We start from the raw sequence: 17,390 nt of genomic DNA, 5'->3' as shown, positions 1-17,390 counted from the left end.
GCGGCAGAATGGGGGCGTGACGCAGACCAAGGACCGGCAGCGGGACGCGGATCGGACACGCGCCGAACTGCTCGAGATGGCGACGGCGGCGTTCTCGGAGTCGGGGTTCACGGGCACGAGCGTCGATGAGATCGCGATGCGCACGCGCACCACGAAGCGGATGATCTACTACTACTTCGGGAGCAAAGAGGGCCTGTACGTGGCGGTGCTCGAGCAGGCGTATCTCGGTATTCGCGAGGCGGAGCGAGGGCTCGACGTCGCGGGGCTCGCGCCGCTCGAAGCGGTGCGCCGCCTCGCCGAGCTCACCTACGACCACCATCTCGAGCACGAGGCGTTCATCCGCCTCGTCGCGGTCGAGAACGTGCATCACGGGCGCTTCATCCGCCGACTCGATTCGCTTCGCGAGGCGAGTCGGCCTGCGCTCGGAATTCTCGAGGACGTCTTAGCGCGCGGGTGCGCTGACGGGGTGTTCCGCGACGACGTCGACGCCCTCGAAGTGCACATGCTGATCAGCTCGTACTGCGTGTTCCAGGTCGCCAACCAGCACACCTTCGGATTTCTGTTCGGCGTCGACATGCGCGACGACAAGCGCCGGGAACGGCTGCGCGGCGTCATCGGTGACGTCGTGGTCTCTTGGCTGACGAACGGAGCGTCGGCGGGCCGACGCGACTGATCCCGCGCGGCGTGCGCGAGGAGCGGGATCAGCTCGACGTCTCAGTGGGCGTTGCGCACCCGCACCGAGAGGCAGGTGGGGCAGCCCTCGAGCTTCTCGTACTCCGCGAGCGCGACCTCCGTCACGGTGTACCCGAGGTCGCGCAGCATCTCCGCGGTCCGGGGAGCGGAAGCGGAGATGATGAGCTCGGATTCGCTCAAGCAGACGACGGCCGTGCCGTGCGGCTCCGGCACGGGGAGGAAGCGATCGAAGATGTCGGAGTTGTCGACGAACTCCGGGTAGCCGATGACCGTGCCGTCGGGGAGCGCGGTCACCGCGGTCTTGAGGTGCAGCACTTTCGTGACCGGGACGCCGACGACCTTCGCGCCCAGCGGGGCCAGGATGCGACGCAGCTGCGCGACGCCCTCGGCGTTCGTGCGGCCGCCGCGGCCGACGTAGACGGTGTCGCCGATCTTGAGCACGTCGCCGCCGTCGAGGGTGCCGGGTTCGCGAATCTCGGCGATCGGCAGACCGAGCTCTTCGAGTGCTTTGCGCGTGCCGGCGGTCTCGGGCTTGCGGCTGTCGGCACCGGGGCGCGAGATCACGGCGACGTTGCGGAACATCACGACCGTGTCCTCGATGAACACGGAATCCGGGCAATCGTCGGCGGAATCGACCTCGATCGTCTCCCAGCCGTGCGAGCGCAGCGCCGCAACGTACCCCTGCCACTCCTCGAGCGCGCGCTCGAGGTCGACCGCCACCTTCTCGATGTGGTCGACGATTCCGTTGTCGAGCAGGGGGCCGGGCTTGCGCACGAGGGCGATCTTCGACATCAGTGTGATTCCTTCGAGGTCGGGTACGGGTCGTACCCAGGCTATCGGGCGCCGGAAGACGACAGCTGCGCGTGAGGGGCGCCCGCGCTTACACTGACCCCATGGCAGCTGAGGCCGTACCCCGTGAGCAGGTCGGATCCGGCGACGATGCGCTGACCTGGCTCGGTGATCACACGGGGCAGCTGCTGAGCTTCGTGCTGAGTTTCGTGCTGATCGCCATGTTCTGGATGATCCATCACCGGCTCTTCGCCGATGTCGAGCGCGTGACGTCGTCATTCATGTGGCTGCTGGCGGGCTGGCTGCTCACGATCGTCTGGCTTCCCGTCGCCACCGCGATCGCCGGGCGCATGGATGATGACGACGGCGTCGCTCGCGATTCCCGCTCTCGGGTACTGGTCGATGCTCGTCATGCTGCTGTCGGCGCCGGCGCAGCGGTTCATCGGACGGATGATCGGAGCCCGGTCCTAGCGCATTCTTGCAGGAGCGGCTAAACTTGAGTCATATTCACTCAAGTCTGCGGGACTCCCTGATCACTGACCAGAAAAGTCGCCCGCACACCGAGATTGATCGAGAGAGGACCCCACATGCAGGCCAATTGGACGCCCGCCCAGGGCGAAGACGAGCAGCAGTCGGCGCTCGAGCAGTTCGGAGTCAACCTGACCGAGGTCGCCCGGTCGGGCAAGCTCGATCCAGTCATCGGACGCGACTCCGAGATCCGACGCGTCAGCCAAGTGCTCACGCGTCGCACCAAGAACAACCCGGTGCTCATCGGCGACCCCGGCGTCGGCAAGACCGCCGTGGTCGAAGGGCTCGCCCAGCGCATCGTCGCGGGCGACGTCGCGGAGTCGCTGAAGAACAAGGAGCTCATCTCCCTCGACATCTCAGCACTCATCGCGGGCGCCAAGTACCGCGGCGAGTTCGAAGAGCGCATGAAGGCGGTGCTGCAGGAGATCAAGGATTCCGACGGCAAATTCATCACGTTCATCGACGAGCTGCACACGCTCATGGGGGCAGGCGGCGGAGAGTCCTCAGTCGCGGCGTCGCAGATGCTCAAGCCGATGCTCGCCCGAGGCGAACTGCGGCTCATCGGAGCCACCACCCTCGACGAGTACCGCGAGTACATCGAGAAGGACGCCGCGCTCGAGCGTCGCTTCCAGCAGGTCTACGTCGGCGAACCGTCCGTGACGGACACGGTGGCGATCCTCCGCGGGTTGAAGGAGCGGTACGAGGCGCACCACAAGGTGACCATCGCCGATTCCGCGCTCGTCGCTGCAGCGGCTCTCTCCGACCGGTACATCACGGCCAGGCAGCTGCCGGACAAGGCCATCGATCTGATCGACGAGGCGGCGAGCCGCCTGCGCATGGAGATCGACTCCGCTCCGGTCGAGATCGATGAGCTGCGGCGTGCAGTGGATCGCCTGAAGCTCGAGGAACTCGCTCTGAAGAAGGAGAAGGACGACGCCTCGAAGGAGCGCCTCGCGAAACTCCGTGACGATCTCGCTGCGAAGCGGTCGGAGCTCGACGAGCTCGAAGCGCGGTGGGAGCGCGAGCGCGACTCGCTGAACCGCGTCGGCGCGCTCCGTGAGAAGCTCGACCAGTTGCGGATGGAGGCTGAAGTCGCCCAGCGCGAGGGCAAGCTGGAAAAGGCGTCCAAGCTGCTGTACGGCGAGATCCCCGTCATCCAGAAGCAGCTCACCGAGGCCGAGGACGCCGAAGCGCAGGGAGCGGTCGACGGCGAGGAGCGCATGGTCAACGACCAGGTCACCGACGAGGACATCGCCGGTGTCGTGGCGGCGTGGACGGGAATTCCCGTCGGGCGCCTGCTGCAGGGCGAGACCGAGAAGCTGCTCGCGCTCGAGCACGAGCTCGCGAAGCGGCTCGTCGGCCAGGGCGAGGCGGTGCGCGCCGTCTCCGACGCCGTGCGACGCACGCGCGCCGGGATCGCCGACCCGAACCGGCCAACGGGTTCGTTCCTGTTCCTCGGGCCGACCGGTGTCGGCAAGACCGAGCTCGCCAAAGCGCTCGCCGAGTTCCTCTTCGACGACGAGCACGCCATGGTGCGCATCGACATGTCGGAATACGGTGAGAAGCACTCGGTCTCGCGTCTCGTCGGTGCGCCTCCGGGGTACGTGGGCTACGAGCAGGGCGGCCAGCTGACCGAGGCGGTGCGTCGCCGTCCCTACTCGGTGGTGCTGCTCGACGAGGTCGAGAAGGCGCACCCGGAGGTGTTCGACGTGCTGCTGCAGGTGCTCGACGACGGACGGCTGACCGATGGGCAGGGCCGCACGGTCGACTTCCGCAACGTCATCCTGATCCTCACCTCGAACCTCGGCAGCCAGTACCTGATCGACCCCGACATGGTGTGGAGCGACAAGGAGAGCGCGGTGCGAGAGACGGTGCGACGTGCGTTCAAGCCGGAGTTCATCAACCGACTCGACGAGATGGTGATCTTCCGACCGCTCAGCAAAGCCGATCTCGCTCAGATCGTGGAGCTGTCGATCGACCGTCTGCAATTGCGGCTGGCGGATCGACGCCTCAAGCTCGCCGTCACACCCGACGCGCGCAGCTGGCTCGCATCGCGGGGATACGATCCGATCTACGGCGCCAGGCCGTTGCGGCGTCTCATGCAGAAGGAGATCGACGACCGGCTCGCGCGTGCGATCCTGTCGGGAGAAGTGCGCGACGGTTCGGCGGTGCGCGTCGATGTCGCGGCCGACGGCGACGCGCTGGAGCTCTCGGTGATGCCGGGCGTGTAGGGCGAGCGGATCTGCGGGTGCGCCTCAGTAGCCGAGGCGCCCCCGCAAGTCGTTGAGGGCCTGGGACGAGCGGAGCGCGGTGTCCGGGCCGACGGCGGAGACGCCTTGCACGAGCACGTCGCCCGTGAGAATTCCGGCGATGCCCTCCGCGGTGAGGCCCGTCGGCGTGTGCGGTGCGGTGAGCGATGCCGTGACTCGTGCTCCGAGCTGCTCGTGCAGTTCGTCCGTGATGAGCAGCGCGCTGGCGCCCACGAGCTGAGCCTGGTCGAGCAGGGCCTCGATGTCGCGCGTGACGCGTCCCGGTGCGAAGATCACCAGCAGGTCGCGCGCGCCGAGGCTCATCACCTCGTCGGCGAGCCTGAAGCCGTCGGTCGCGAGTCTCCGCGTGCCGACCCCGATGCGGCGCAGGCGCAGTGCGAGGTGGTCGGCCGCGATGCCCGACGCGCCCAGTCCGTAGCAGAACACGGTGTCGGCGTGCACGATGAGATTGACCGCGGTCGAGTACTGGGCGTCGCTGTTCGCGCGGCTCGCGAGTGCCACCAGATCCTGCGCCTCGCTCCAGATCTCGCGCTGGATCTGACCGAGGTCCTGCCCGAGGTGCTCGAGGCGGCTGCGAAGTCTGACCTCGGGCGCAACGCTGGAGCTGAAGGGCGCCGCGACCTCCTGCTTGAGTTCCGAGAGGCCTGCGTAGCCGAGCGTCTGCAGCGTCCGCACCACCGACGCGTTGGATGTCTTGCTCTGCGCGCCGAGTTCGGCGGCGCTCGCATAGAGCAGCCGCTCCGCCGACATCGCGGTGAGCACCCGACTCACCGCGCGCTCCGATTTGGCGAGACCATCCCAGCGCTCCGCGATGCGCTCCCTGAGGCGGGTCAGTGCACGGTTCTCCGTATCACTTGTTACAAACGGTTCCATTGCTGTATCGTTCTGTCCTAATGATGGTAATTCCGTAATGGATGTTCCACTCATCATTCTCCCGGGAGCGGGAGAGCGCAAGCGGGATCGCCGGAGAACGGTGATCGGATAAGGGGTCAGGATGGGCGCAGCAAACGGCATTCGAGTGCTCGAGGTGAGCGGAACGCCGCGTGAACGCGGCCGCCAGTACGGCGCCGGAGCGAGCGACCTCATCGCAGCAGCCATCGGATACTACTCGGAAGCGCTCACGCAGCAGACCGGGATGACCTGGGCCGAGATCACCGAATCCGCGGCCCAGTGGTTGCCGGTATCGGAGCGACTGGCACCCCACCTGGTCGATGAGATGCGGGGCATCGCGGAAGGGGCGGGCGTCTCATTCCTCGAGATCGTGACGCTCAATGTGCGCGGAGAGTTCGTCTACAACCATCAGACGCGCAGCGCGGAGACCGCAGCGGCCGATGACGAACGCGACGCCGTTGACGGCTGCACATCGTTCTTCCTCACCGGGCAGGCGAGTGGTACCGGGCACACACTGGTCGGCCAGAACTGGGACTGGCGCACGCTGACCGCTGGCACCACCCTCGTGCTCCGCATCGTGCAGGATCCCTTGCCCACCGTCATCATGCAGCTCGAAGCCGGCCAAGTCGGTCGGCACGGCGCGAACTCCGCAGGGATCGCGCTGAACGCCAACGGCCTCGGCGGCAGTTTCGGCAGCGAGATCGGCCTCCCGCAGACGATCATCCGCCGCCTCGTGCTCGACCGGAACGACCTCGCAGGCGCACTGAAGACACTGGTGAAGACGCGCCCCCACATCGCGAGCAACGCCCTGCTCGCCCACCGGAGCGGATACGGTATCGACCTCGAGACCACCCCGCACGGCGTCGACTGGATCTTCCCCGATGCGCAGGGCGTGATCGCGCACACCAACCATTTCCAGGCCTCGGTGCCGCCCCAGCTCGCCGGGCACTACCGGCCCGTTTCCGCTGATTCACTGCTGCGCCTGCCGCGTGTGAAAGCCGGCCTCGACCGCGTGGCCGCAGCGCGAGACGCCGACGAGAGCCTGGCACTCGTGCGTGCGGCGATGTCGGATCACCTCGGATTCCCCGAAGGCGTCTGCACGCACCCCGACTCGAGCTCCCCGCGCCTGAAGCAGTGGTCGACGCTGCTGTCGAGTTGCGTCGACCTCACCACCGGCGAGTACCGTGTGGCGCCCGGCTTCCCGTGCGAGACCGAGTACGAACTGCTCCCCTGGAACCTGTACGACGGCCCCGGTAGCTCGGAGCACGACGAGATCCCCGAAATCCGCACGCAACACATCGCTGTAGACCAGCACTGAAGCTGAGAAGGAGACATTTCAATGAAGAAATCACTGCAGACGGGAGCCCGGGTGGCCCTCGGGCTGAGCGCGGCCGCCGCGCTCGCGCTGACCGGTTGCTCGGGCTCGGGCGGATCCTCCGCTGAATCAACTCCGCTCGAAGCGCCTTTCGGCGACATGACGCCCGCCGCGGCGGGCCCGATCGATTCCGTCACCTGGATGCTGGGCAGCGAGCCCACCACCATGGATTCCGACATCGACGCCACCACCGCCGACGACACCGTGCTCGCGAATGTCTGCGACCGGCTCATGCAGGTGCAGCCCGATCTGACGCTCGGCAACGGCATCGCGTCCGAAGCCGAGTGGATCGATGACACGCACGTCGTGTTCACCATTCGACAGGACGCGACCTTCCACGACGGGAGCCAGGTCTCGACGGGCGACGTCCTCTGGAGCATGCAGCGCCATGCTGCAGAGGGCGCCGCGGAATCGGACGAGTATCAGAACGTCGTCTCGATGGACCAGACCGGTGACGACCAGATCACGGTGACCATGACGCAGCCCGACGCCATCTTCCTGCAGGCGATGGCGGGCGACGGCGGAATCGTGTGGAACCCCCGGGTGATCGAAGCCGAGGGCGACGACTTCGGCGGGCCCGGCTCCGCTTCAGCGTGCAGCGGCCCGTACCAGATCACCGCGTGGGAGCCGGGATCCCAGCTCACGATCGAGAAGTTCGACGAATACTGGAACACCGACATCGATGCGAGCGCCGAGCAGGTCGTCTTCCGCTGGGCAGACGAATCGGCCATCGCCAACAGCCTCACGGCAGGAGAAGCGCAGGGCGCGTACCTGGAGAACGCCGGATCGGCTGCCGCCTTCGCGCAGAGCGCCGACGTCTCGGTCTTCCAGGGGCCCTCGACGAACGCGTGGGTGCTCGAGACGACCGATCGAGGGATCCTGACGGACGCCGCTGTACGACGCGCCCTCTCCCTCGCCCTCGACCGCGAAGGTGTCGCAGCCGCGGCATTCAGCGGGCTGGCGCAACCGTGGAAGACGCCGGTCGGTGCAGGCGCCTGGGGCTACGAGGTCGAGGCGTTCGAAGCCGCGTTCGACGAGCTCGACGGAGCTCCCGCCACACCCAGCGAAGACGATCTCGCGCAGGCCGAGCAGCTCATCGCCGACGCCGGTGCCGCAGGTGAGCAGCTCGTCGTCGCATCGAACGGGTCGTCATCGCACAACGTGATCGCCAACGCCCTGGTCGCCGCTGCGAAGGGCATTGGGCTCGAGGCGGAGATCCTCGTGGTGCCGCAGGCGCAGTACGGCGACTTCTACTCCGACGCGGAACTCCGAGGTCAAGCAGATCTCTGGCCCGACGAGTACTACATCTCGAAGAACGACCCGCTCGGCTTCTACAAGAACGGGAAGTCGGATGCGAGCGTGAACTTCGGCGTCTTCCAGGATCCCGAGTACGACCGGATCGTCGACGAGGCGTACGCCGCGACCGACGATGCCGAGCGCGCGGAGCTCACCATCGACCTGCAGCAACGATGGGTCGAGAACGCCGTCTGGATTCCGGTCGTCGCCACGCCATCCACGCTGGTCATGTCGGACGCGGTGACCGGAGTGCCGTCCTCGGCGGCCTTCATCTACTACCCGTGGGCCGCCGACCTCGGAACGGCGGAGGGCTGATCCCGATGGTCCGCGCCCTGCGACGGGTCGGCGGCATGCTGCTGACCCTCGTGATCGCCTCCTTCATCATCTTCGCCGCGATGTACGCGGCGCCGGGCGATCCCGTCACCTTCCTCATCGGCAATCCTGAGAACCTCACACCCGAACGCATCGCGAGCGTTCGCGCGCAGTACCACCTCGACGAGCCGCTGCTCGCGCAGTACTGGCACTGGGCGTCGGGCGTCGTCACCGGCGACTTCGGCCGCTCGTTCCAATACCACCAGCCGGTCGGCGACATCCTCGCCGCACGCGTGCCGATCACGCTCTCGCTCGTCGCGTACGCGTCGATCCTGCTCGCCATCGGCGGTATCGGGCTCGGCGTGCTCGCCGCGGTGCGCCGCGGAAAACCCACCGATACCGCGATCGTCGGCGGTACGACCCTCGCCGCGAGCATCCCATCGTTCGTGCTCGGCATCGCGCTGGTGGCGCTCTTCGCCGTGCAACTGCGCTGGTTCCCGGTCGCGGGAGCGGGATCGGGCGGTGCCGAACGCGTCTGGGCGCTCACGCTGCCCGCCCTCACGCTCGCGATCGGCGCACTCGCCATCGTGAGCCGCGTCACCCGCCAGTCGATGATCGAGCAGTTCTCGTCGGAGCACGTCGAGGCCGCACGGGCGACGGGACTCGCGGAGCGCTTCGTCGTGCGAGACCACGTGCTGCGCGGCTCGTGGGGGCCGATCATCACGATGGTCGCGCTCGTCATCGCCAGCATGATCGCGGGCACGGTCGCGGTGGAGACCGTCTTCGGCATCTCAGGCGTCGGCTCGCTGCTCGTCGACGCGATCAACACCCACGACTTCCCGGTCGTGCAGTCCGTGCTGCTCTTCATGGTCATCGCGTACATGGTCGTGACGACGGTCGTCGACCTGCTGCTGCCCGTGCTCGACCCTCGCATCAACCGAACGGCGGTGTCCGCATGACCGCACTGATCCTTCCGCGACTCCAGAGCAAACGCCGGCGCAGCACTGCGCTCGGCACGTGGGTCTCCGCAGCTTTTCTCGCGCTCGTGACAGGGGCCGCACTGCTCGGCCCCGTACTCGCTCCCTACGACGCCGACGAGATCGACTTCGCCGCGATCTGGGCCGGGCCGGGCGGCGGTCATCTGCTCGGCACCGACCAGCTCGGGCGCGACCTGTTCTCCCGTCTGCTCATCGGGGCCGGCGAGACGCTCATCGGGCCGGTACTCCTCTTGGTGCTGGCCACGGTGCTCGGCGTCACCATCGGCGTCGTCGCCGCGTGGCGGGGCGGCTGGGTCGACACGCTCCTCGCCCGCATCACCGACGTCATGTTCGCCTTCCCCGGCTTGCTCTTCGTCGTGCTGGTCATCGCCGTCTTCGGCAAAGGGCCGGTGACGGCGATCGTCGCCCTCGCCCTCGCGTACGCTCCTGTGATCGCGAAGTACACTCGCAGCCTCGCCCTGAGCGAGATCGCGCGCCCGTACGTCGACGCCTACCGGGTGCAGGGCATCGGCGGGCTCGGCATCTGCCTCCGCGCCATCGTGCCGAATCTGCTCCCAGCGCTCGTCGGGTACCTCGTCGTGCTCTTCGGGGAAGCGCTCATGAGCCTCGCGACGCTCAGCTTCCTCGGATTCGGTGCGCAGCCGCCCAGCTCCGAGTGGGGGCTGATGGTCCAAGAAGGGCAGGCGGGCATCATCCAGGGGCACTTCCTGCCCACGCTCATCCCCGGCGCCGCCATCGCCCTCGTAGTGATCGCCGTCAACATCATCGGCGTGCGCGTCGCCGACCGACTGCTCGCGAAAGGGTGAGCCGCATGCTCTTGGAAATCGAACAGCTGCACCTCTCGTTCGTCGCGGGCGACACTCCAGCCCATATTCTCACCGGCATCGACGTGGACGTAGCACCCGGCGAGCTCATCGGGCTCGTCGGTGAATCCGGCTCGGGCAAGTCGACGACGGTGCGCGCCGCGCTCCGGCTGTACGGCGACGAGGCGGAGATCTCCGGCCGCATTCTGCTGGACGGCGTCGACATGGTGCAGGCGGATGCGACGGAGCAGCGTCGCGTGCGGGCGTCATCGGTCGCGCTCGTGCAGCAGGATCCGCGAGCGGCGCTCAACCCGGTGCGCCGCATCGGGGATTCGCTCGCCGAGCGACTGGTCAAGGTGCACGGAATGCGTCGGGCCGAAGCCGACGAGCGCATCCTGTCGCTGCTCACCGAGGTCGGACTCACGCACCCTGAACGCCGGATGCGGCAGTACCCGCACGAACTCTCGGGCGGCATGCTGCAGCGCGTCGTCATCGCGGGGGCGTTGAGCACGGATCCGAAGCTCATCCTCGCCGACGAGGCAACGAGCGCGCTCGATGTGACGACGCAGGCCGAGATCATCGCGATGTTCCAGCGCCAGATCCGCGAACGCGGGCTCGGCATGCTCTTCATCACGCACGACCTGCATCTCGCAGGAGCGATCTGCGACCGGATCCACGTGCTGCAGCGCGGAGAGATCGTCGAAACGCTGCAGCGTCCCGGTCTCTTCGACGCTGCATCGCACCCGTACACGCGCACGCTCATCGAGTCTGCGCCAGCTCTCGCTCGGAAGGGGCGCTCATGAGTCTCGTCGAAGTCGATGCCCTGCATCGGGTATTCCGCTTGGCCCGCCGCACCGAGGGCGTGACGGCCGTGAACCGGGTCTCGTTCAGCATCGGCGCCGGAGAAGCGGTGGGGCTCGTGGGCGAGTCGGGATCGGGCAAGTCGACGATCGCGCGGATTCTCGTCGGGCTGGAGCGCGCCGATTCCGGCACGGCCACCATCGAGGGTGTCGACTGCCTCACCCCCGCTCGCGGCCGCGCCGCGCGACTGCGTCGGGCACGGGCGGTGCAGATGGTCTTCCAGGATCCGAACGGGTCGCTGGATCGACGGTTGCCGATCGGTGAGATGCTGCAGCGAACGCTCCGGCTGCACGGGCGCTCGGCGTCGACGGCCGCCGCGCGTGCCGAGGCGCTGCGGCTCCTCGATCAGGTGCGGTTGAGCGAACGGCATGCGGCGGCGAAGCCGCATGAGCTCTCGGGCGGTCAGCGCCAGCGGGCGGCGATCGCCCGCGCACTCGCCGTCGAGCCGAAACTGGTCGTACTCGATGAGGCGGTCTCCGCTCTCGACGTCTCGGTCCAGGCTCAGGTGCTCGACCTGCTGGCCGAGATTCAGCGGGATTCCGGGGTCAGCTACCTCTTCGTGAGTCACGATCTCGCCGTGGTGCAGCAGCTGTGCCAGCGCACGCTCGTGCTGTTTCGCGGGGCGATCGTGGAGCAGGGCCCGACCGGGCGAGTGCTCGACACCCCGCAGCACCCCTATACGCAACTCCTCATCGCGTCCACTCCCGGCGCCGATTGGGATCCGGAGCGCGTGGTGCGCGATCGCATGACGTTCACGCAGCGCATGGCGGTGCTGTCGGAGGAGTGACGCGCCGCACGGAACGCCCGGTCCGATCACTCCCGGTCGAGGCGCACCCCTGCGAGCACGATGCCAGCCGCGAGCGCCCCGAGCGCCCCGACCGCCATGTCGCGGATCGTGTCGTGGTACTCCACGAAGATGTCGTCGCTGACGAAGACGAATCCGGCCCATTCGATCATCTCCCAGACCGCGCCGAGCGCCAGCCCGAGCACGGGGTAGAGCACGATCGGCACGCGCTTGCGGAAGGTCGGGGACGACGTGGACGGCAGGATGCTCCAGTGCGCGAGGAGGAGATACGCGATCGGCACGAGCGCGCCCATGCAGACGACGTGCATCACGATGTCCCAGCCATCGACGGTGCGATAGAGATCGATGACGTTGCTCCACGCGGCGAGCAGCACGATGATCGAGAATGGGATGTCGAACCCGGCGCGCGCCCCGAGGAACCGCGGTGCGACGAGCGCGGGAAGGGTGAGCGCCAGAATTCCCGCATCGGTGCGCTCGAGCCAGATCGCCGCACCGATCACCCCGAGCAGGCCGATGATGCGCAGGGCGTCGGCCAGGTACTCCGCGCCGCCCCGCGGGGGGCGCAAGAAGTTCGCCTTCATCCGGTTCCCCTGCCTCTCCTGAGGAGGTGCGTCGGGAGTCGCTGCGGAAGTCGCATCTCCGCGAGCACGGGCAGATGATCAGACGGCCAACCGCCCAGCACGGGCTCCGTCAGCATCTCCACGCGATCCACATCGATGTCGGTGGTCGTCACGATCCAGTCGAGTCGACGCCCGAGCCTGGGAGTGCGGTAGTTCGCGTAGGTGGCGTACTCGGCGCTGCCTCGTTCGCCCGCGCTGCGCCATGCGTCGTCGAGCGCGCCCCCGTCGAGAAGCGCATCGAGGGCTGGGGATCCCGGACCGGTGTTGAGATCGCCGGTGAGGATCGCCGGACCAGCCTCGGCCGCGATCTCGTCGCGCAGGTACTCCAGGGAACGCAGCCGCGAGCGCCCGCTCAGATGATCGAGATGCGTGTTGATGCAGCGGAACTCCGTCGACGTGAGACGGTCGCGGAGATGCGCGATGACCGCGACGCGCGGGATCAGGTTGCCCAAGCTGCGTGAACCGGCGCGGTCCGGGGTGTCGGAGAGTGCGACCTGGCGCCAGTCGAGCAGCTCCAGCCGGGCCGCGTCGTAGAACACGGGGCAGCCTTCGCCGCCACCGCAGGCGCCTCGGCCGTGGCCGACGAAGCGATAGCCCTCGCCGAGCGATTCGCGCACCCATCGCGTCTGACTCGGCAGCGCCTCCTGCGCGCCCAGCAGATGCGGGCGTGCGATCTGGAGCTGTCGCCGCAGCCGATCACGGCGCAGCGGCCACCGGTCGGCCCGTCGCGTCCAGCGGTCGAGACGCCGGCGGATGTTCGCGGTCATCACACGCACGGAGGGTGACGGCTCGGCGGTCGCATCCTCGAGGATCCCCGCACTCACGCTCGCCCCTGCCGCGTCCGTGCTGCGCGCGGAGTCGGCACGCCCAGCCGATGCAGCACGCGCCGCAACGCGAGGCGGATCCACCGCACCGACGGAAAATCGGCGGGCCAGTGCAGCAGCACCGTGCGGAACGCCCATGCGGTGCGTCGGGCGAACCCGCCGACCGACGACAGCGGCCGCATCGACATGCCCATCACCGGCGTGCGCACACGACGAATGCGGTGCCGCTCGCCGAAGTGATACGCGAGGTCCAGGTCGTCGTGGATGCCGGCGTGCAGATGCACCTCGTCGCGCACGGCGAGCCAGGCCGAGCGCCGGAACCCGAGGTTCGATCCGAAGACCGGCGAGTGCCCGAGCGCCGGAGAGGTCGTCGCGACGTACATGCCCAGATAGATCGCCGCGGCGATCCGTCGGAGCGGCTTCGGCCCGTCGACGAAGTGCGCGCCTCCGGTGACGACGGCGACATCGCGCCGCGCGTCGAGCGCCCCGGCGAAGGTCGCGATCCACGTCGGCTCGGGCAGGCAGTCCGCGTCGAGGCGCAGCACGTAGTCGCTCGACGCCGCGTCGTAGCCGGTCGCGCTCGCCGCCGGAATGCCCGGCGCTGCGCAGGGAACCACGGTCGCGCCGGCGTCACGTGCGACTCGGGCAGATTCGTCCTGGGAGTTGTTGTCGACGACGATGCTCTCGTGCGGCGCGCGAGTCTGCTCCGCGAGTGCGCGGAGGCAGCGGGCCAGCAGCGGCGCGTCGTCTTTCACGGGAATCACGACGGATACGGTCGAGTCATGATCCCCGTCCACGCGCCACCCCCAGGCCTCTTGCTCTGCAGGCCAGCGTAGCGGGGCGAGCGCGGCGATCGCTGAGGGGTGCCCAGCAGCGGCGCGCGTTCGGTCTACCGGTCGCCTCAGGCGTGGGCAACCCCGTGCCACTGGTCATGAGCGCGATCTACCATGATCGACATGGTCGCCGAGAATTCGCACCGCGTGGTCGTCGTGGGGTCTGCCGGGAGGGATCTCGCTCTGGGCGCGACGACTCTTCCAGAAGCCGGCGCGTCGGCGAGCGTCTCGGAACGCATGGAACGACTCGGCGGAAAAGGCGCGAACATCGCCTCCGGGGTTCGGCAGCTCAGCCCCGAGAGTCACGTCACGCTGATCGCGGCGCTCGGCGCCGACCGGGCCGGCGAGGCGGTACTCGAAGATGCGCACGAACTCGGCATCGACACTGCATCGGTTGCGCGGCGCGGTGCGACGTCGTTGTTCCTCGATCTCGTGACCGGCGCCGGCGAGCGCCGGATCTTCGAGCACGTGCCGCCGGAAGCGGACGTGCGTGAGGAAGACCTCCGCCGCGCTGCACCGGTGCTCGAAGCGGCGCGCGTGGTCGTGCTCCAGCTGCGCCAACCCGCCGCGGTGCTGCTGCGCGCGGCCCAACTCGCGCCGAATGCCCGAATCGTCCTCGACGGTGCCGTCGAAGGTGGCGCCGACGGTGCATACGGGGCGCCCCTGCTCGCGCACGCACACGTCGTCCGAGCGAATGCAGACGAAGCCGAGGCGCTCACCGGGCGCACGATCGCGAGCACGGACGATGCCCAGCGGGCGGCGGAAGAGCTCCTGCGCCGCGGCCCGTCCGTCGTCGCACTGTCCGTCTCGGGGGCGGGTGATCTCGTGGCCTGGGAAGGGGGCTCCCAGTTCTTCCCGTTCGGAGACGCTCCCGTCGTCGACCGCACCGGTGCCGGCGACGCCTTCGTCGCGGGTCTCGTGACGGGTCTGATCCGTGACGAATCAGCGCGGGATCTCGGCCGACGCGCCTCCGAGGCTGCGTCGACCGCCGTGCAGCAGTTCGGAGGGTTCACCCGCTTCACCCATGAATGAGCGGAATGGACCCGTCCCCTGTGGGGCGTACCGTATCCGCATAACGACGCGCCGATGCGTCCGGGATGCGCGATGTCGTGCGGCCCGCCTCCCGCATTGCGGCCTCCCAGCGTGCTTGGCGCTCCCGAGCCATGCGTGCCAGCACTTCCCGTTGTTCCTCCGTCGGCAACTCGGAGAAGGGGTGTTCTGCGTACTCGATAGCCATGCGCTTGTTCAGCCTTTCTTGCAACTCGATCAGAGCGATATGTGGAGCGTGCGCCATGAGGTTCATCGTCGGTCTCACTTTTCCTCTCGTTCTGGGATTCAATGGTCGCCGCTATACAGGGAATCCGAGGAGTGCTGTCAAAAGATCGCGATGTCGCGTATAATTCCGCGGTTGATGCGGCGAGATGGTGCGGGGCGGTGCGCGACTGTCGCACCGCGTCACAAAGGAATGTGCGCGCGGGGCGCCCTGTTAGCTTCCAGTGGAAGCACCGCAGGGTGGCCCGAACCGCGAAGGAGATCTCATGACCCAGGCTGGACAGTCCGCACGGACCCGCATCGGCACCTCCGACCTCGACATTGCACCGCTCGCACTGGGCGGCAACGTCTTCGGCTGGACGGCGGATCGAGCCGCGTCGTTCGACGTGCTCGACGCGTTCTTGGCGGGTGGGGGTGATTTCGTCGACACCGCTGACGGATACTCGGCGTGGGCGCCAGGCAACTCCGGCGGTGAGTCCGAGACGATCATCGGCGAGTGGTTCGCCGAGCGTCGCAACCGCGATTCCGTCGTTCTCGCGACGAAGGTGTCGACGCACCCCGACTTCTCCGGCCTCGCCCCGGCGAATGTGCGCGCCGCGGCAGATGCTTCCTTGCAGCGGTTGCAGACGGATCGCATCGACCTCTACTACGCGCACTTCGATGACGCCGAGACCCCGCTCGAGGAGACCGTCGCCGTCTTCTCGGAGCTCGTCGATTCGGGCAAGGTGCGGGCGATCGGCGTATCGAACTACACGGCCGATCGGGTCGCCGAGTGGTTCCGGATCGCGAGGGACGGGGGATACCACCTGCCGGTCGCGCTGCAGCCGCATTACAACCTCGTCGAGCGCGATTTCGAGACGAATGGTCTGCGCGCGGTCGCCGAGGAGGAGGGACTCGCGGTGTTCCCGTACTTCTCCTTGGCGAAGGGGTTCCTCGCGGGCAAGTACCGCGACGCCGATGACGCAACCGCTGCTGGCGCGAGCCCGCGCGCGGGTGAGGCGGCTGAGTACCTCGACGACCGTGGCCGTGCCGTGCTGGAGGCGTTGGACGCCGCGGCCGCAGCCCACGACGCGCCGGTCGCCGCGGTCTCCCTCGTCTGGCTGCGGCAGCAGCCGACGGTCGCGGCGCCAATCGCCAGCGCACGCAATCTCGAGCAGCTGCCCGCCCTGCTCGCGTCGCTGTCGCTCGAGCTCTCGGATGCGGAGCTCGCGAATATTACGGCCGCTTCCGCCTGACGGGAAACCCGCTGACGTGATCGCCGTCGCCCGGTAGTGTGAGCCGCATGCGGACTTTCACACTGCCGGGCACCGACCTCATCGTTTCCGACGTCGTGCTGGGGCTGATGCGCATCCAAGACAAGTCAGACGACGAGGTGCGCACGCTCGTGGGAGCCGCGCGCGATGCCGGCATCACCTTCCTCGACCATGCCGACATCTACGGGGATCCGCTGCACGGGTGCGAGCGCCGTTTCGCGGAGGCCCTGCGTCTGACGCCGTCGGAGCGGGAGCAGTGGGTGATCCAGTCGAAGGCTGGCATCGTGAAAGACGGCCCCTACTTCGATTTCTCGTACGAGCACATCGTGGAGTCGGTGCACGGTTCGCTCGACGCCCTCGGCACCGACTACCTCGACATTCTGCTGCTGCACCGGCCCGACGCGCTCGTCGAGCCGGAAGAGGTGGCGCGGGCGTTCGACGAGCTCTCGGCGTCAGGCAAGGTGCGCGCCTTCGGGGTCTCGAACCACACGCCTCGGCAGATCGACCTGTTGCGCAAGTACGTGACCCAGCCGCTCGTCGCGAATCAACTGCAGCTGTCGATCACGCATTCGCCGATGATCGCTCAGGGCATCGCCGCGAACATGCAGGGCCTACCGCAATCCGTGACCCGCGACGACGGCGTGGTCGACTACTGCCGGCTCCACGACATCACCGTGCAGGCCTGGTCGCCCTTCCAGGCGAACTTCTTCGACGGCCCCTTCCTGGGGTCGGATCGCTATCCCGAGCTGAACGCGGTGATCGAGCGCCTCGCCGCGCAGTACGGGGTGCCGCCGGAAGCGATCGCCGTTGCGTGGATCACCCGCCACCCGGCGCGCATGCAGGTGGTGCTCGGAACGACGTCGCCCGACCGCGTCGCCGCCGCGGCCCAGGGCTCGGATGTCACGCTGACGCGCGCCGAGTGGTACGAGCTCTTCCGCGCGGCAGGGTACACCGTTCCGTAACGGGA

18 protein-coding genes are annotated in these 17,390 nt (G+C 68.1%); 12 read left to right on the top strand and 6 right to left on the bottom strand.

Going from position 1 to position 17,390, the window contains the following annotated elements:
* Positions 1 to 16 precede the first annotated feature (16 nt).
* On the top strand, positions 17 to 673 hold the full coding sequence (locus ABFX18_RS14085) for a TetR/AcrR family transcriptional regulator (RefSeq protein WP_346058670.1): 657 nt from the start codon (positions 17 to 19) through the stop codon (positions 671 to 673).
* 41 nt (positions 674 to 714) lie between these two features.
* On the opposite strand, the gene ddaH is transcribed toward ABFX18_RS14085, so the two are convergent.
* On the bottom strand, positions 715 to 1,485 hold the full coding sequence (gene ddaH / locus ABFX18_RS14080; RefSeq protein ID WP_346058669.1) for a dimethylargininase: 771 nt from the start codon (positions 1,483 to 1,485) through the stop codon (positions 715 to 717).
* Positions 1,486 to 1,586: 101 nt separating this feature from the next.
* On the opposite strand from ddaH, the gene ABFX18_RS14075 reads away from it, so the two are divergent.
* Positions 1,587 to 1,976, top strand: a complete 390-nt coding sequence (locus tag ABFX18_RS14075) for a TMEM175 family protein (protein WP_346058668.1) — start codon at positions 1,587 to 1,589, stop codon at positions 1,974 to 1,976.
* Positions 1,977 to 2,069: 93 nt separating this feature from the next.
* Positions 2,070 to 4,241 (top strand): ATP-dependent Clp protease ATP-binding subunit, encoded by a 2,172-nt coding sequence (locus ABFX18_RS14070; protein ID WP_346058667.1) that lies wholly within the window; start codon positions 2,070 to 2,072, stop codon positions 4,239 to 4,241.
* A 24-nt stretch (positions 4,242 to 4,265) separates the two neighbouring features.
* Here the strand turns inward: ABFX18_RS14070 and ABFX18_RS14065 are convergent, their stop codons facing one another.
* The gene (locus ABFX18_RS14065) at positions 4,266 to 5,153 is read right to left on the bottom strand and encodes a MurR/RpiR family transcriptional regulator (RefSeq protein WP_090146297.1); all 888 of its coding nucleotides are present in this window, start codon (positions 5,151 to 5,153) and stop codon (positions 4,266 to 4,268) included.
* 121 nt (positions 5,154 to 5,274) lie between these two features.
* On the opposite strand from ABFX18_RS14065, the gene ABFX18_RS14060 reads away from it, so the two are divergent.
* Genes ABFX18_RS14060 through ABFX18_RS14035 form a run of 6 tightly spaced genes read left to right on the top strand, consistent with a single transcriptional unit; the run spans position 5,275 to position 11,603 of the window.
* Positions 5,275 to 6,489, top strand: a complete 1,215-nt coding sequence (locus tag ABFX18_RS14060) for a C45 family autoproteolytic acyltransferase/hydrolase (RefSeq protein ID WP_346058666.1) — start codon at positions 5,275 to 5,277, stop codon at positions 6,487 to 6,489.
* Between the two features lie 21 nt (positions 6,490 to 6,510).
* Complete coding sequence (locus ABFX18_RS14055) at positions 6,511 to 8,157, top strand: ABC transporter substrate-binding protein (protein ID WP_346058665.1); 1,647 nt, start codon at positions 6,511 to 6,513, stop codon at positions 8,155 to 8,157.
* 5 nt (positions 8,158 to 8,162) lie between these two features.
* Positions 8,163 to 9,113: an ABC transporter permease gene (locus ABFX18_RS14050; RefSeq protein ID WP_211649889.1), complete on the top strand. Its 951-nt coding sequence runs from the start codon at positions 8,163 to 8,165 to the stop codon at positions 9,111 to 9,113.
* Complete coding sequence (locus ABFX18_RS14045; protein WP_090146305.1) at positions 9,110 to 9,958, top strand: ABC transporter permease; 849 nt, start codon at positions 9,110 to 9,112, stop codon at positions 9,956 to 9,958. The genes ABFX18_RS14050 and ABFX18_RS14045 overlap by 4 nt, the downstream gene beginning before the upstream one ends.
* Positions 9,959 to 9,963: 5 nt before the next feature.
* The gene (locus tag ABFX18_RS14040) at positions 9,964 to 10,758 is read left to right on the top strand and encodes an ABC transporter ATP-binding protein (RefSeq protein WP_211649893.1); all 795 of its coding nucleotides are present in this window, start codon (positions 9,964 to 9,966) and stop codon (positions 10,756 to 10,758) included.
* Positions 10,755 to 11,603: an ABC transporter ATP-binding protein gene (locus ABFX18_RS14035; protein WP_346058664.1), complete on the top strand. Its 849-nt coding sequence runs from the start codon at positions 10,755 to 10,757 to the stop codon at positions 11,601 to 11,603. Before ABFX18_RS14040 ends, ABFX18_RS14035 begins: the two co-directional genes overlap by 4 nt.
* Positions 11,604 to 11,629: 26 nt before the next feature.
* On the opposite strand, the gene ABFX18_RS14030 is transcribed toward ABFX18_RS14035, so the two are convergent.
* From ABFX18_RS14030 to ABFX18_RS14020, 3 genes are read right to left on the bottom strand one after another with little or no spacing between them, the layout of a single operon-like run.
* The gene (locus ABFX18_RS14030; RefSeq protein ID WP_346058663.1) at positions 11,630 to 12,202 is read right to left on the bottom strand and encodes a DUF2238 domain-containing protein; all 573 of its coding nucleotides are present in this window, start codon (positions 12,200 to 12,202) and stop codon (positions 11,630 to 11,632) included.
* Positions 12,199 to 13,065 carry an endonuclease/exonuclease/phosphatase family protein gene (locus ABFX18_RS14025; RefSeq protein ID WP_346058662.1) on the bottom strand — a complete coding sequence of 289 codons (867 nt, stop codon included), beginning with the start codon at positions 13,063 to 13,065 and terminating at the stop codon, positions 12,199 to 12,201. Before ABFX18_RS14025 ends, ABFX18_RS14030 begins: the two co-directional genes overlap by 4 nt.
* Complete coding sequence (locus tag ABFX18_RS14020) at positions 13,062 to 13,862, bottom strand: glycosyltransferase family 2 protein (RefSeq protein ID WP_346058661.1); 801 nt, start codon at positions 13,860 to 13,862, stop codon at positions 13,062 to 13,064. Before ABFX18_RS14020 ends, ABFX18_RS14025 begins: the two co-directional genes overlap by 4 nt.
* Before the next feature lie 159 nt (positions 13,863 to 14,021).
* Between ABFX18_RS14020 and ABFX18_RS14015 the strand changes: the two genes are divergently transcribed.
* On the top strand, positions 14,022 to 14,930 hold the full coding sequence (locus ABFX18_RS14015; RefSeq protein WP_346058660.1) for a PfkB family carbohydrate kinase: 909 nt from the start codon (positions 14,022 to 14,024) through the stop codon (positions 14,928 to 14,930).
* Here ABFX18_RS14015 and ABFX18_RS14010 read toward each other — a convergent pair.
* Positions 14,917 to 15,201, bottom strand: coding sequence for a hypothetical protein (locus tag ABFX18_RS14010; protein ID WP_200330382.1), 285 nt, complete (start codon positions 15,199 to 15,201; stop codon positions 14,917 to 14,919). The genes ABFX18_RS14015 and ABFX18_RS14010 overlap by 14 nt on opposite strands.
* 235 nt (positions 15,202 to 15,436) lie before the next feature.
* On the opposite strand from ABFX18_RS14010, the gene ABFX18_RS14005 reads away from it, so the two are divergent.
* Both ABFX18_RS14005 and ABFX18_RS14000 read left to right on the top strand, forming a co-directional pair.
* Positions 15,437 to 16,405 carry an aldo/keto reductase gene (locus tag ABFX18_RS14005; RefSeq protein ID WP_346058659.1) on the top strand — a complete coding sequence of 323 codons (969 nt, stop codon included), beginning with the start codon at positions 15,437 to 15,439 and terminating at the stop codon, positions 16,403 to 16,405.
* Positions 16,406 to 16,452: 47 nt separating this feature from the next.
* Positions 16,453 to 17,385 carry an aldo/keto reductase gene (locus ABFX18_RS14000; RefSeq protein WP_200330376.1) on the top strand — a complete coding sequence of 311 codons (933 nt, stop codon included), beginning with the start codon at positions 16,453 to 16,455 and terminating at the stop codon, positions 17,383 to 17,385.
* Positions 17,386 to 17,390: the final 5 nt, after the last annotated feature.

The organism is Leucobacter alluvii, from assembly GCF_039530485.1.
GTDB lineage: Bacteria > Actinomycetota > Actinomycetes > Actinomycetales > Microbacteriaceae > Leucobacter > Leucobacter alluvii.
Note: the sequence above shows the minus strand (reverse complement) of the source record. Positions and strands in the feature narration are given on the sequence as shown.

What these genes read in the sequence shown, in the direction of transcription:
- ddaH (WP_346058669.1), bottom strand. Translation starts at nt 1,485, where the DNA reads ATGTCGAAGATCGCCCTCGTGCGCAAGCCCGGCCCCCTGCTCGACAAC.
- ABFX18_RS14075 (WP_346058668.1), top strand. Translation starts at nt 1,587, where the DNA reads ATGGCAGCTGAGGCCGTACCCCGTGAGCAGGTCGGATCCGGCGACGAT.
- ABFX18_RS14070 (WP_346058667.1), top strand. Translation starts at nt 2,070, where the DNA reads ATGCAGGCCAATTGGACGCCCGCCCAGGGCGAAGACGAGCAGCAGTCG.
- ABFX18_RS14065 (WP_090146297.1), bottom strand. Translation starts at nt 5,153, where the DNA reads ATGGAACCGTTTGTAACAAGTGATACGGAGAACCGTGCACTGACCCGC.
- ABFX18_RS14060 (WP_346058666.1), top strand. Translation starts at nt 5,275, where the DNA reads ATGGGCGCAGCAAACGGCATTCGAGTGCTCGAGGTGAGCGGAACGCCG.
- ABFX18_RS14055 (WP_346058665.1), top strand. Translation starts at nt 6,511, where the DNA reads ATGAAGAAATCACTGCAGACGGGAGCCCGGGTGGCCCTCGGGCTGAGC.
- ABFX18_RS14050 (WP_211649889.1), top strand. Translation starts at nt 8,163, where the DNA reads ATGGTCCGCGCCCTGCGACGGGTCGGCGGCATGCTGCTGACCCTCGTG.
- ABFX18_RS14045 (WP_090146305.1), top strand. Translation starts at nt 9,110, where the DNA reads ATGACCGCACTGATCCTTCCGCGACTCCAGAGCAAACGCCGGCGCAGC.
- ABFX18_RS14040 (WP_211649893.1), top strand. Translation starts at nt 9,964, where the DNA reads ATGCTCTTGGAAATCGAACAGCTGCACCTCTCGTTCGTCGCGGGCGAC.
- ABFX18_RS14035 (WP_346058664.1), top strand. Translation starts at nt 10,755, where the DNA reads ATGAGTCTCGTCGAAGTCGATGCCCTGCATCGGGTATTCCGCTTGGCC.
- ABFX18_RS14030 (WP_346058663.1), bottom strand. Translation starts at nt 12,202, where the DNA reads ATGAAGGCGAACTTCTTGCGCCCCCCGCGGGGCGGCGCGGAGTACCTG.
- ABFX18_RS14015 (WP_346058660.1), top strand. Translation starts at nt 14,022, where the DNA reads ATGGTCGCCGAGAATTCGCACCGCGTGGTCGTCGTGGGGTCTGCCGGG.
- ABFX18_RS14010 (WP_200330382.1), bottom strand. Translation starts at nt 15,201, where the DNA reads ATGAACCTCATGGCGCACGCTCCACATATCGCTCTGATCGAGTTGCAA.
- ABFX18_RS14005 (WP_346058659.1), top strand. Translation starts at nt 15,437, where the DNA reads ATGACCCAGGCTGGACAGTCCGCACGGACCCGCATCGGCACCTCCGAC.
- ABFX18_RS14000 (WP_200330376.1), top strand. Translation starts at nt 16,453, where the DNA reads ATGCGGACTTTCACACTGCCGGGCACCGACCTCATCGTTTCCGACGTC.